General features: G+C 68.5%; 9 protein-coding genes. 5 read left to right on the top strand and 4 right to left on the bottom strand.

Translation table 11 applies throughout. From position 1 onward, the window contains the following. The first annotated feature begins 95 nt into the window (after positions 1 to 95). From A176_RS36150 to A176_RS36160, 3 genes are read left to right on the top strand one after another with little or no spacing between them, the layout of a single operon-like run. Entirely contained in the window at positions 96 to 1,001 is a 906-nt protein-coding gene (locus tag A176_RS36150) for a sigma factor-like helix-turn-helix DNA-binding protein (RefSeq protein ID WP_226994097.1), read from the top strand. After that, positions 998 to 4,129 (top strand): serine/threonine-protein kinase, encoded by a 3,132-nt coding sequence (locus A176_RS36155; protein WP_002633848.1) that lies wholly within the window; start codon positions 998 to 1,000, stop codon positions 4,127 to 4,129. Before A176_RS36150 ends, A176_RS36155 begins: the two co-directional genes overlap by 4 nt. A 21-nt stretch (positions 4,130 to 4,150) precedes the next feature. Continuing rightward, positions 4,151 to 4,756: a hypothetical protein gene (locus A176_RS36160; RefSeq protein WP_002633847.1), complete on the top strand. Its 606-nt coding sequence runs from the start codon at positions 4,151 to 4,153 to the stop codon at positions 4,754 to 4,756. 39 nt (positions 4,757 to 4,795) lie between these two features. Here A176_RS36160 and A176_RS36165 read toward each other — a convergent pair whose 3' ends face one another. Further along, on the bottom strand, positions 4,796 to 5,569 hold the full coding sequence (locus A176_RS36165) for a hypothetical protein (RefSeq protein WP_002633846.1): 774 nt from the start codon (positions 5,567 to 5,569) through the stop codon (positions 4,796 to 4,798). 84 nt (positions 5,570 to 5,653) lie between these two features. Further along, positions 5,654 to 5,998 carry a DUF2917 domain-containing protein gene (locus A176_RS36170; protein ID WP_002633845.1) on the bottom strand — a complete coding sequence of 115 codons (345 nt, stop codon included), beginning with the start codon at positions 5,996 to 5,998 and terminating at the stop codon, positions 5,654 to 5,656. Positions 5,999 to 6,191: 193 nt separating this feature from the next. On the opposite strand from A176_RS36170, the gene A176_RS36175 reads away from it, so the two are divergent. Continuing rightward, complete coding sequence (locus A176_RS36175; RefSeq protein ID WP_044889934.1) at positions 6,192 to 7,628, top strand: aminotransferase-like domain-containing protein; 1,437 nt, start codon at positions 6,192 to 6,194, stop codon at positions 7,626 to 7,628. Positions 7,629 to 7,636: 8 nt separating this feature from the next. Here the strand turns inward: A176_RS36175 and A176_RS36180 are convergent, their stop codons facing one another. Beyond that, positions 7,637 to 8,350 (bottom strand): hypothetical protein, encoded by a 714-nt coding sequence (locus A176_RS36180; RefSeq protein ID WP_002633843.1) that lies wholly within the window; start codon positions 8,348 to 8,350, stop codon positions 7,637 to 7,639. 389 nt (positions 8,351 to 8,739) lie between these two features. On the opposite strand from A176_RS36180, the gene A176_RS36185 reads away from it, so the two are divergent. Then, entirely contained in the window at positions 8,740 to 10,734 is a 1,995-nt protein-coding gene (locus A176_RS36185; protein WP_144429680.1) for an FG-GAP-like repeat-containing protein, read from the top strand. A gap of 111 nt (positions 10,735 to 10,845) precedes the next feature. Here the strand turns inward: A176_RS36185 and A176_RS36190 are convergent, their stop codons facing one another. Next, complete coding sequence (locus A176_RS36190) at positions 10,846 to 13,275, bottom strand: ABC transporter permease (RefSeq protein ID WP_044889932.1); 2,430 nt, start codon at positions 13,273 to 13,275, stop codon at positions 10,846 to 10,848. Positions 13,276 to 13,293: the final 18 nt, after the last annotated feature.

Raw genomic sequence — 13,293 nt, forward strand, 5'->3', positions numbered from 1 at the left:
AGGGGACGGGAGCTCGCGAGCCCGCTCGGGCATTCATGCTAGAGGTTCCGGGGAGGGGCGTGGCCTTCCGCGCCACGGGACGACTCCACCAGCTCATGCATACGGACAGCTCGCTTCCCGGGGAGATTCTCGAAGCCGTTCTTCGTTCGATGGGCTCCGCCGCGGCGGGCCGTTTGCGGTCCGCGCCGGGGTTTCCGCGGGCCCTCGCCCTGGCCCTGCGCGAGGCGGCCTCCCTTCAGGGCACGGCGCCCGAACCCATGGCGTTCGCACGGCATCTGGGCGCGCGGCTCTCCGAGGCCGAGGACCCCGTCGTCGCGCTGGAGCGTCTGCACGCCAGGGATTTGGCCCTCGCGCTTGCCTGCGCGCAGGGGACTCCGGGGGCGGCGGACCTCTTCGACGCGGAGGTCTTGCGCAAGCTGCATGGCTCGCTCGCGCGGTTTCATCCCTCCTCCGCGTTCGTGGATGAGGTGCTTCAGGCGCTCCGGGGAAATCTGTTGATGCCTCGGCCCGACTCACCGCCCCGGCTCCTCGGCTATGCGGGCGTGGGCTCATTGCTGCATTGGGTCAACATCTCCGCGGTGCGGCTCGCGCTGCGGATGCGCAAGGCGCAGGGGCAGGAAGCCCAGGTGGACGCGGAGATGCTGGCCGCGGACCCGGCGCAAGGTGGGCTGGAGCTGGGGCTGGTCCGTGAAGAGGCCCGCGCCCACGTGCGCGCCGCCTTCATCCAGGCGGTGGCCTCGCTGGATGACGAGGACCGGGAGTTGCTGCGCCTCCACTTCGTGGAGCACCTGTCGTTGACGCGCTTGGGGGAACTCTACGGCGTGCACAAGTCCACCGTGTCCCGGCGGCTGGCCGGGGTGAAGGCGCTGCTGGAGTCGCGCACGCATCAGGGACTGACGGAGCGGTTGTCGCTCTCCCGAGAGGAGCTGGACAGCCTGATGCGGGCCGTTCACGGCCGCCTCGACGTGAGCCTCTCCGGACTCCTGGCGGCGAAGGAATGAGCTGCCCGGACGAGAACGACCTCGCACGCCACCTGGAGGGACAGCTCTCCTCCGAGCGGGAACAGCAGGTGCGTGCCCACGTCGCCGGCTGCGCTGAGTGCCGGAGCGTGCTCGCCGCGCTGAGCCCGAACGAGGCGCGGACCTCCTTCTCGGGCGCGGGGCCGCTCGCCCCGGGCACGCGGGTGGGGCGCTACGTGGTGCTGGGGCTGCTCGGTGAGGGCGGCATGGGCCGGGTCCATGCCGCGTATGACCCCGAGCTGGACCGCAAGGTGGCGCTGAAGCTGCTCAAACCCGAGCGCTTCCAGGAGGACACGCTGGCCCTGGCCCGGCAGCGGCTGGAGCGCGAGGCGCGCACGATGGCGAAGCTGTCCCACCCGCACATCGCCAGCCTTCATGACGTGGGCGAGTACGAAGGACAGCTCTTCCTGGTGATGGAGTTCCTGGAAGGCGGCACGCTGCGGCGCTGGTTGTCGGAGCAGCCGCGCCCGCTCCGGGACATCCTCGAGCGCTTCCGTCAGGCGGCGGATGGGCTCGCCGCGTCGCATGCGCTGGGCATCGTCCACCGGGACTTCAAGCCGGACAACGTCTTGCTGACGAAGGGCGGGCTCGTTCGCATCACCGACTTTGGCCTGGCGCAGGCGACCTCGTCACCCAACGCCGCGTCGCCCAGCCCGGTGTCTCCGGCGTCCCTCACCGTCACGGGGGCCTTGCTGGGCACGCTGGCCTACGGCGCGCCCGAGCAGCTCCGTGGCGAGCGCGGCGATGCCCGTTCGGACCAGTTCTCCTTCTGTGTCGCGCTCTACGAGGCCCTCAACGGCCAGCGTCCCTTCGAGGGGAAGACGCGCGAGGTGTTACTGGAGCAGATGGCGCGGAAGGCCGTGCGGCCGGAGCGCCCCGGTGTTCCCGCGTGGCTGCGGGCGGTGGTGCGGCGCGGGCTCTCCGCCGACCCCTCGGAGCGGTTCGCCTCCATGGAGGAACTGCGCGCTCGGCTGTCCTGGGACTCGGGGGCCCGGCGGCGCACCGCGGCCCTGGTGGTGCTGGGCGCGGCGCTGACGGGCCTGGCCGTGTTCGCGTTGCTTCCAAGACAGGAGTCGCGCGCGTTGTGCCAGGGCAGTGAGCGGCACTTCGCGGGGGTCTGGGACGCCGAGGCCCAGGCGTCCACCCGGAGGGCCTTCCTGTCCACGAATGCCCCGGACGCGGAGGCCTCCTTCACGGCGGTGGTGGTGGCGCTGGAGCGCTGGAAGTCGGACTGGACGAACGCGCACCAGGAGGCATGTGAGGCCACGCGCGTCTGGGGCGAGCAGCCGGAGCAGGTCCTGGGCTTGCGCATGGCCTGTCTGGATGCGCGGCTGGACGAGGTGGCCCGCGTGGTGGCGGCGCTCCAGGGGGCGGATGCACGCACCGTGGCGCGCGGCTTCGGGCTGGGCGGCTCGTTGGCGAGCCTGCGGCGTTGCTCGGACGTGAAGACGTTGCTGGAGGCGGTGGCCCCTCCGGAAGACCCGGCTGTCCTGGCGGAGGTGACGGCGGTCCGCGCGGAGCTGGCCCGGGCGAACGCGGAGCTGTTCGCGGGCCATACCCCGGAGGCACTGAAGGTGGCGTTGGCGGCGCGGGAGCGGGCCGTGCTCACGGGCTATCGCCCGCTGGAGGCGGAGGCCCACCTGCTGTGCGCGACGCTCCAGGAAGACGCCAATGCCTTCGACGACGCGCGCGCCTCGCTGGTGCAGGCCAGCCTCGCGGCGGAGGCGGGGCGTCATCATGCCGTGCTGGCTCGGGTGCTCTATGCCCAGGCCTGGCTGAGTGGCCATGACCTGGGAAGGACGGAGGAGGCCTGGGCGCATCTGAACCGGGCCCAGGCGGTGGCGGAGCCGCTGCGTGACCCCGAGTTCGACGCGTTGCTGAACTACGTCCGCGCCGAGCTGTTCGAACAGGAGGGGCGCTTCTCCGAAGCCGAGCCGCTGCTGCTCGAAGCGCTGAATCGTGTCACGGCGAAGGGCCTCCCCCATGCCGCCGCCCGCGCGGAGCTCAATGGACGTCTGGGTTTGCTGGCCCGTCATCAGGGCCGGCTCCTGGAGGCGAAGCGCTGGCAGGAGGAGGCGCTCCGGCTTCACGAGGCCTTGCATGGCCCCGACCACCGGGACACCGGCAGGGCCCTGGTGAACCTGGGCGGCACGCTGGCGCACGCGGGGGAGTTGGCGCGCGCGGAGGCGGTGGTGCAGCGGGGGCTCGTCAGCCTGCGCCGCAGCCTGGGTGAGGAGCACCTGGTGGTGGCGCGCACGTTGTCCAACCTGGCCCTCATCTACTTCGAGTGGGGCCGGGGGCCGGAGGCGTTGCGCGCGGCCGAGCAGAGCCTCGAGGTGGCTCGCAAGAGCGTCCCTCCGGAAGGGGCGGGCGCGCTGCTCATGGGCATGACGTCCAACCGGACCGGGGTGCTGGGCGAGCTGGGTGAGCGCGAGGCCGAGCTGGAGCAGGCTCGGCGCAGCCTGGCCCACCGGGAGCGCGTGTATGGCGCCACGCATCCGGAGGTCGCGCTGGACCTGCACGAGGTGGGGCGGCTGCTTCGGCTGCTGGGGCGCGGCAGGGACGCCCGGAGCTTCCACGCGCGCGGCGTCGCGCTCCAGGAGGCACTGCTGGCGCGCGGAGAGATGGAAGGGGAGGGGCTGCGCTGGTTCGCGGATGCCCTGCTGTTCCTGGGGCGTGTCGAGGAGGCGCGGGGCCTCGCGGAGCGGGCGCTCGCGAGGCTGGAGCAGGACTGGGGCCCGGTGGCGCCGGAGCGCATCAAGGCGCTGGTGCTGCTGGGGGACATCCACCTGGCGAGGCGTGCGCCCGCGGAGGCCGTGGCGCCCCTGCGGGCGGCGTTGACGGCGCTGGCGAGCGAAGGGGTGACGTCCGCGCGGGTTCCCCTGGCGCGGCGGCGGCTCGCCCAGGCCTTGCGCCTCTCCGGAACTCCAGGGGAGGCATGTCAGGAGGCGCGACGGGCCTGGTTGGAATGGGCGCCCTGGCGCAAGGCCTACCCCGGCGAAGTCGTCGAGGCCCGCGCTGAAAAAGACCGCTGTCCGCGCGGAGTTGCTGATTTCGACGCAACACCGGTTCCCGGGATGTCTCTTGGTCGTGGGGCTGATTCCCCATGAACCTTTTCCCGGGAAGTTCCGATGAAGAACCTGACGCGTGCGCTGGTGCTGTCGCTCTCACTCCTCGCTGTGGCGTGTGGTGACACCCAGGAAGACGACAAGGACGGTGACGGCGGCGGAGGCGGCGACAACGGCAACGCGCTCCAGTGCTCCGCGGTGGGCTGGTGCACGACGTGGAGCGCGGATTCCACCCCGGTGACGAATGCGCCGCCGCTGACGGGAGGCACCCTGCGGGAGGGCACCTACCGGGTCGAGCAGGGCAGCGGGTACGACGCGGCGATGGTCCTCCGCGGCACCTCCGTCATCCTGTTGGGAGGAAGCTGGAACAACTACCTGGGCGCCTGGAAGGTGAGCAACGGCAAGCTGGAGCTGACCCGGGCCTCGGCGTGCGACGACTACAGCGAGGGGCCGCTGGACCACGTCGTCACGGAGACTCATGCCTTCGCGGTTCGGGGCGACGAGCTCTTCACCCAGGAAGAGGGCAGTTCCCGGGCGCCCCTCCTCCGTTGGAAGCGGGTGAATGACCTGTGTGAGGAGAGCGCCTCGTTCCAGTGCCGGGGGGGCATCTGCGCCTGCGCCACGACGACGAACAGGCCCCTGACGGGCCAGCAGAGCTGCAGCGGGTAGGTGGCGGGGTTGTCGTGAGTGTGCGGAGAAGCTGTCGCGTCAGTTGGGGGGCAGCTTCTTCCACGCCGTGAATCGCGGGCAGTCGATGCGGGAGGCCGTGGTCTCGTCCATCGCGGTTTCGAGTATCTCGATGGCGTCGGGGATGTTGACGTTGGACACCGCTTCAACGACGCCCCGCACGTTGGGACTCATCCGGGGGCCGCGTTCGGCGAGGTATCGCTTGTGGGCCTCGTTCCATTGCTTCCGGGGCGGCAATGCCTTGTCACTCCCAAGGGCGGATGCCGCCTTGCAAAACGCGTTGAAGTCCTCGCGCGAGCGCGCCAGTTCCGCCGCGCGCTCGGCTTCCGTGGTCTTGAACCGTGCCCAGAGCTCCACGTGCACGCGCTCCTCGACGTTCCCTGGGAAGGTCGGGAAGGTCCACCGCTCCATCGCGGTCTTGACGCAGTGGTCTTGTAGATAGAGGGAGTGCACATCGAGGGCATCTGGTTTTCGGGAAGTCTTTTCAATCTTCCCCTCGGGCGTCAGGGTGAACCGCACGCGAATGCGGTCATCGGTGTCGGGCGCGGGGTTCCAGACAAAGAATTCGAGGCGGTGGTCAGGCCCTTCCGCGGAATTGCGGTGGCCGACAACGCGCTGACAGGGGGCCAGCGTCTGGCGCTGGCTGTCGAAGGCCTTCCGGATGGATTCGGGCGAGAGGCCCGGTGTGGTTTCCACCTTGTTTGCGGGGGAGACCTCTGCGGCCTGCACGGTGAGGACCGACGAAGCGAATACGACAGACATGGCGAAGCGCCGGTAGGCGCGAAGGCTGGGCATGGCGTGAACCATACCCAAAGTGAATCGCGTTGAGCCGCTCGTTGCCTTGGCATGCCTGTGCCGGCGCGGCGCGCCAGTCATCCCTCATTCAGGAACGGCCACGCCCGTCGCTTGTGGAGAAGGCTGTCTGGGGCGCAGGACCTGGAGCCGCTGTGCCAGGCAGAACGTCGAGGGCCTCAAGGCCTGCACCACCACGTGTCCAGGGTGGTCCAGGCTGCACGTGTCGCCCGGGCGCAGCACATGGTCCTTCGTGTCCCCCTCGCGTGTGAGCCACAGCAGCCCGTCTCCGCAGAGGAGCTCCAGTGGCTCGCCGCCAGGTGTGCGCACGCTCCACAGGCCGCCCTGGGGGAGTCTTACCCGGCCTGTCCTCCGAGCCGGCGCTGCTCCGAAGCGCAGCCGGTTCGCCACCGTCCTCAATCCGTTCCACATCGCCGCGTCCTCCTTGGCCCCAACATGCGCCCGGCGGCGGTTGCGGAACAGATTCAGCCCGATGAGATTGTGACCGGTACAGTTCTGCTCCAACGAACTGTACCGGTCGTCGCACGTGAGAGCTGTATCTGGGCAACAGGGCCGTTCTCGACTCCGATGCGGCCCGTGGACGCGGCACACCCTGGGAGGAGCCATGGGCGCGGTGGCGCACAAAGTGAAGCTGTACGAGCAGGTCGCCGAGCGGCTCGAAGAGGCCATCGCGGCGGGCACACTTCAAGCTGGGGACAAGCTGCCTTCGGTGCGGCAGCTCAGCCTGCGTGAGCGGGTGAGCATCTCCACCGTGCTCCAGGCGTATGTGCACCTGGAGTCCCTGGGCCTCATCGAAACGCGGCCCCAGTCCGGGCACTACGTGCGGCGCCGCGAGCGGCCGCAGCTCGCGGAGCCCCAGGTGTCTCGGCCCGCATCCAGCGCCACGGCGGTCAGCGTCAGCGCCCTGGTGGCGAGCGTCTACAAGTCCATGGGCGATGCCCGCATCGTCCCGTTTGGCGCCGCTTCGCCTTCACCGGAGTTGCTGCCCACGCGCCGGCTGTACCGCGAGCTGAGCGCGCTCACCCGGGACACACGGGACCGGAGCATCCTCTACGACGTGCTGCCCGGCTGTCTGGAGCTGCGCCAGCAGCTCGCGCGGCGCTCGCTGGACTGGGGCTGTGCCCTGTCGCCCGAGGACTTCATCACCACCTGCGGAACGTCCGAAGCCATCCATCTGTGCCTGCTCGCGGTGGCGCGGCCGGGGGACACCATCGCCATCGAGTCGCCCGCGTATTACGGCACGCTCCAGGCCATCGAGGCGCTGGGCCTGCGCGCCCTGGAGATTCCCTGCTGCCCGCGCAATGGCATGCAGATGGAGGCGCTGGAAGCAGCGCTGACCCGGCGCCGCATCGCCGCGGTGCTAATGGTGCCCAGCTTCAGCAACCCGGTGGGAAGCTGCATGCCCGATGTGCGGCGCCAACGGCTGGTCAATCTGCTGGCGGCGCATGACGTGCCGCTCATCGAGGACGACATCTATGGCGACCTGCACTTCGGGCCGGAGCGTCCCCGGACCTGCAAGGCTTTCGACACGCGTGGCAACGTGATGCTGTGTGGCTCGTTCTCCAAGACGCTCGCGCCGGGGTTCCGCGTGGGGTACGTGGCGCCGGGGCGGTTCCGGGAGCGGGTGGAGTTGCTCAAGTTCTCGAACTCGGTGGCCACGGCCACGTTGCCTCAGTATGCGATTGCGCGCTTCCTCCAGAGCGGAGGGTATGACCGGCATCTGCGCGCGTTGCGTCGCCGGCTCGCGGCGCAAGTGGAGCGCATGGCCAGCGCCGTGGCGGAGTTCTTCCCCGCGGGCACCCGCGTGACGAGGCCCACGGGAGGGGTGCTGCTGTGGGTGGAGATGCCGCAGCAGGTGGACTCCCTGGTGTTGCACGCGAAGGCCCTGGAGGCGGGCATCAGCATCGCGCCGGGGCCCATCTTCTCCGCGCGGATGGACACGTACCGCCACTGCTTCCGGCTGAGCTGTGGCCACCCGTGGACGCCCCGCATCGAGGCGGCCATGTCCACGTTGGGGGCGCTGGCTCGCGGCCTCGTGTGAGTTTCGCGTCAGCGCGCGAAGAGGAGGCCGGCGCCCTCGCGTGCCGCCCGGTCCACCGCGTGGCTGATGGCGTCGAGCGCGGGGGCGGACTGCCCCCGGCTGGACAGTGACAGCATGCGGCGGAGCGCGACCTTGAAGCGGGCGCCAGTGCGCACGGGCTTGTAGTCCGGGGTGCCACTCAGGTGCTCACGCAGGTCGTCGCGCACCTGCTTCACCTCCGCGGCCGTCCAGTAGCCCAGGGACGGGTAGTTGCGTCGCAGGCCGATGCCCTCGGCCACCGCCCGGTCTGGTGCTCGGCCCCAGACGAGGTGCCGCCACAGGTCGAAGGTTCGCGTGGGGCAGCCCTCCGCGACGACGACGTACGAGGCGCGGACGTCCGCGTCCGTGGGTTTGCGGTCCGTGGCCAGCGCCAGGCCTTCGAGCGCATCCGGCTCCTCACGGGTGAAGAAGTCGGACAGCTCGTCGAGCAGGTCCAGCATCGCTTCCGCGTGCCGGGCGGCGGGCTTTCGCAGGGCCTCGGCGCCGTGTTCGAGCAGGTGGTCCACGAAGTCGAGGATGGCCTTCAGCTCCTCGTCCGACTCCGCTTCGCGGAGCGCCTCTCCGCTCAGGTGTTCCGTGTTCTCCCGCCAGAACCACTCCCGGAAGGCCGCGAGCCGCGCCGGCGCCAGCAGGGGTACGAGCCCGTCGGGAGGCGTCAGATAGATGAAGACAGGGGCGCTCATGTGCCCTGTCTACTCCGGACCGAGGGGAAATGGGCCCAGGATGTGGGGGGGGCGCTGACCCGTCCGGATGTACGTGCCGACTGCGCATGCAATGCCGCCCAAGGGCTCCAGCGTCTGTGGGTGAATAGTGCTGATACATGTTTGTTTTCGGTGTGGGATTTATCGGTCTTTGCGTGGCGCAACGAGTTTGTAGGTCGAGAATTCGTGCATTGGGTGATGTCAGTCCCCTTTGTTAGACACATTTCTGCCCGGCGACTGGTCGATTTGGGGCGGCGGGTGTTTGATTTGTTGTTTAGTCCTTTGTTCCTGGTTTTAGGTGGCTCGCTGCTGCGAGAGCGGAGTGGTCTGTGAAAAGAATAGTAGGTGCTTGGACGTGTCTGGCGGCACTGGTGACGGGTTCCGTGGGCTGCGGTGAGGCGCCACAGGAGGTGTCCCCGAGTGAGGCGGGCAAGGACGTGAGGTCCCCTACGTGGGAGGAGTTCCTGGCGTCGGCTTATTTTCAGCCGTCAACCGGGCTGTATATCGCGAATGGTGACGAGGTCTTCACGAGCCTGGAGGAACTCCGAAGCTATTACGATGCGCGCGTCAGGCGCAGTGAGAACGGGGTTTCGCGCAATCCGTTGATCGTCAATGCTGTCGACGGGGAAATGAAGGTTTGGAGTGCGACGCAGAAGCGTCACTTGACCTACTGCGTGGACTCAGTCTCGCTGGCTGCTCGTTACGACGCTGTTGTGCGTGACCTGGGTGCGGCGATGCGCGAGTGGGAATCCGCAGCCGATGTGAAGTTCGTTCATCTGTCGCAGTACGATGGTAATTGTAATCCGGCGCAGGAGAACGTCCTTTTCGATGTGCGCGAGGCCTATGAGCCCAGCGAAGTGTGTAACGTCGACCCCAAGCTGGTGGGATGCGCGCCGAGGAACGAGCCATCCCCTGGGCTTCCTCCGAGTTACATTTCGTCGATCATTGCCCAGGCATTTTTCCCGGGCGTGCAGCGTTCGGCTCGAAGCCTCATCATCAATAGCTATGATCTGGAGACAGATGAGCGTTACGCAGTCGTTAACAATGTACTCTCTCATGAGGTGGGGCACATCCTCGGCTTCCGCCATGAGCACATTCGGATTCCAAGCACGAATCCTTCCTGTTCAGGAACGGACTGGCTGGAGGTGACTGAGTATGACCAGCAGTCGGTGATGAGTTTCACTTTGTGCGGTGGTCTCGACTACCGACGAAAACTGTCTGACCTGGATCGCGCCGGCGCCCGGGCAATCTACGGATTGCCCAAGGACGTGGGAGCGGACTTCAACCGCGACGGGCAAGACGACCTCTTCCTGTACAACCCCACAACGGGCGCAGTGGAGACTCGCTACGGTCACCCCTTGATGAATGGTTTGCACTTCGAGGCCGCCACGCAGCAGACCTGGAGTTCTAATCTGAAGCTGATCCCCGGCGACTTCAACGGAGATGGGTACCAGGACCTGTTCCGGTATTCGCCTACCACTGGCGCAGTCGAGATTCGCTATGGCTCGGCCGCGATGGGAGCGTTCGTCGTCAGTCCTTCTTCCCAGGTGTCGTTTAGCCCAGGGCTGGAACTGATTCCTGGCGACTTCAACGGGGATGGTTACACGGACATCTTCATCTACTACCCGGCCACGGGTAACGTGGAGATTCGTTATGGCTCACCCGTCATGACGCAGTTGCTCTTCAGCTCGTCATCGCAGCAGGTGTGGGCTGCGGGCCTGAAGCTGATTCCCGGCGACTTCAACGGCGATGGCTATACTGACCTCTTCCGATACAACACCACGACAGGCGCGGTGGAGATTCGCTACGGCAATTCCAGCATGGGCGCTCTGTCCTCCAGCGCCAGCTCGCAGCAGACCTGGAGCTTGAATCTGAATCTGGTGGCGGGTGACTACAACGGAGATGGCCGTACCGACCTCTTCCGATACAACACCACGACGGGCGCGGTGGAGATTCGTTACGGCGCCAGCGGCTCAGGGGCGTTGCTCACCAGTCCCTCGTCTCAGCACACCTGGGTTCTCAATCTGACCCTGGTGCCTGGAGACTTCAATGGAGATGGCTACACGGACATCTTCGTCTACTACACGCCCACGGGAGCCGTGGAGACCCGCTTCGGTGCGGCCGGAACAGGGCCGCTGCAGTTCAGTTCTTCGAGCCAGGAGGCGTGGAGTGCGAATCTGAAGTTCGTTCCTGCTGACTTCAACGGGGATGGTCGGACAGACCTCTTCATCTACTTTCCGGGGTTTGGCGGATCCGAGATTCGTTATGGCCGCGAGGGGGCGACATCCTTTGTTTTCAGCCCCTCGTCTCAGCACCTCTGGAATCCTGGATGGGAACTCATCAGCGGTTACGTGCCCAGCCACTAATCCTGGGTGCGTCGTCCTCCTCCTGAGTGGATGACGAAATACGGGCTGAAGCGGCGCATCACCGCTTCAGCCCGTGTTGTCGTGCGGCATCGCTCACGTGGCAGCGCTGCCTTACTCAGGCGACATCGCCACGCCGGGGGACACGCGGGACGCGCGGCGAGCGGGCAGCCAGCTCGCCAGGGTCATGACGCCCAGCAGGAGCAGGGCCACGGCGCCGAAGGTCAGCGGGTCGCTGGCACTCACGCCGTAGAGCAGCCCTTCGAGCAGCCGCGACAACACGAATGCGAGGACCAGGCCCACCGCGAGCCCCGTCGCGCACAGGCGCAGTGCCTGGTGCATCACCAGTCGCACCACGTCGCCCGGCATGGCGCCCAGGGCCAGCCGGATGCCCAGCTCGCGCCGCCGCTGCGTGACGCTGTAGGCCATCAGGCCGTAGAGGCCCAGTGACGCCAGGGCGAGCGCCGTCACCGCGAAGGTGAGCAGCAACACCCGTTGGAAGCTGCGGCCCGCCACGGATTGTTCAAGGCTCCGCGCCAGGGTGATGGGCGTCGGAATCGTCAATTGGGAGTCGAGCTGCCGCAGCTCGGGCTTCACCGCGGCGGCCACCTGGGACGGCGGCAGCCGGCTGCGCACCACCAGCGTGGCCTGCCGCCAGGGCGTCTGCGGGAGCGGGGCATACACCTCCGGCTTCGCGGCCTCGTCCAGCGAGTAGGATCGCATGTCCCCCACCACACCCACGATGGTCCGCGGCGCCATCTCGCCGTAACCGATGGCGATGCTCTTTCCGATGGCGTCCTCGCCCGGGAAGTAGCGCCGAGCGAAGGTCTCGTTCACCACCACCACCGCGGGCGCCTCCGCACTGTCGTCCGGCGTGAAGTCACGTCCCTGGCGCAGCGGGATTCCCAGGGTGCTGAAGATGCCGTCGCTCACCGCGCGGTAGCTCGTGTCGGGCTGCTTCCCTGGCGGGAAGGGCTTGCCCGGAAGGTCCAGGGAGATGGAGACGGCGCTGCCGGACACCACGCCCGGTATCATCCAGCTCGCGGCGTCGACACCGGGGAGCGCGCGCACGCGCTCCAGCAGCCGGGTCTGGAATCGCGTCGCCTCTTCCATCGGGTAGCGCGCGTTGGGCAGCGCGACGGGCATCATCGAGACGCCTTCGGGCCGATAGCCCGGGTCCACCTCCGCCAGCCGCTGCGAGCTGCGCACCAGCAACCCCGCGCCCGCCAACAGAATCAGCGCGAGCGCCACCTGCGTGGACACCAGCACGGAGCGCCAGCGCAGCGCGCCTCGGCTGGCGCTGGTTCCGCGCGTGCTCTGAATCAGGCCGCCCAGGTTGACGTTCGCGGCGGTGCCCAGCGGCGCGAGTCCGCACAGCAGGGCCACCGCGATGGACAGCCCCGCCGTGTACGCCAGCGCCCGTCCATCCACCTCCACCACCTGCACGCGCAGCACGTCCTCGGGCAGCAGCGCGTTGAGCCCGCCCACGCCCCACACGCCGAGCAGGAGTCCCAGGGCGCCCCCCGCCAACGCCAGCAGCGAGCCCTCCGCGAGGAGTTGCCGCACCAGCGCCCCGCGTCCCGCGCCCAGCGCCGTGCGGATGGCGAACTCCTGCTGCCGAGCCAAGGCCCGTGCGAGGAGGAGCTGCGCCACGTTGACGCAGGCGATGAGCAGCAACAGGCCCACCGCGCCCAGCAGCATCAGCGCGGGGCGCCGTGTGTCGGCGGACATCCGCAGTTGCAACGAGTCCACACCCACGCCGGCCCGGCCGCTGGTGTCGCCGTGCTCCCGCGCCACCGCGTCGATGAGGCGACCCAGTTCGTCCTGGGCCCGCGCGATGCTGACGCCCGGCGCCAGGCGCCCCAGGGCCTTGAGCATGTGGGCGCCACGGTTGTCCCAGTTCTGCCGGACGGAGTCCTTGGCATACAGGGGCGCCCACAGGGCCAGTGTGTCCGGCGTGCCCTCGCGGGGGAAGTCGAAGCCCTGCGGCATCACGCCCACCACCTGGTACGGCAGGCCGTCCATCTCCAGCGTGCGCTCCAGCACACCCGGGTCGCCACCGAAGCGGCGCGCCCACAGGCCGTGTGACAGCACCACCGCGCGAGGGCCGTCAGGCACCTGCTCCTCGGCGGAGAGCCCTCGGCCCAGCAACGGGGGCACGCCCATGACCGTGAAGAAGTCCTCGCCCACCGCGGCGGCTTCCACGCGCTCGGGCTCCATGTCGGGGCCGGTGAGGGTGGGGGCCAGGGTGGTGTAGGCGGCCAGCCCGGTGAGGGAGGTCATCTTCTGCCGGAGGGCGTCCACGTCCATCCGCGCCAGCCGCATGTCGGCGGTGCCGTGCTCGGCGTCCTGGCCCCACACCGCGACCACCTGCTCGGCCTGGGGCAGGGGCAGGGGGCGCAGCAGCAGCGCGCTCACCACGCTGAACAGGGTGGTGTTGGCGCCAATGCCCAGCGCCAGGGCCAGCACGGTGGCGAGCGTGAAGCCGGGGCTGCGACGCAGCGAGCGCGCCCCGTAGCGGAGGTCCTTGAGGAAGGAGGCCATGGATTCCACCCAGAGCCA

This window comes from Myxococcus hansupus (assembly GCF_000280925.3).
Lineage (GTDB): Bacteria > Myxococcota > Myxococcia > Myxococcales > Myxococcaceae > Myxococcus > Myxococcus hansupus.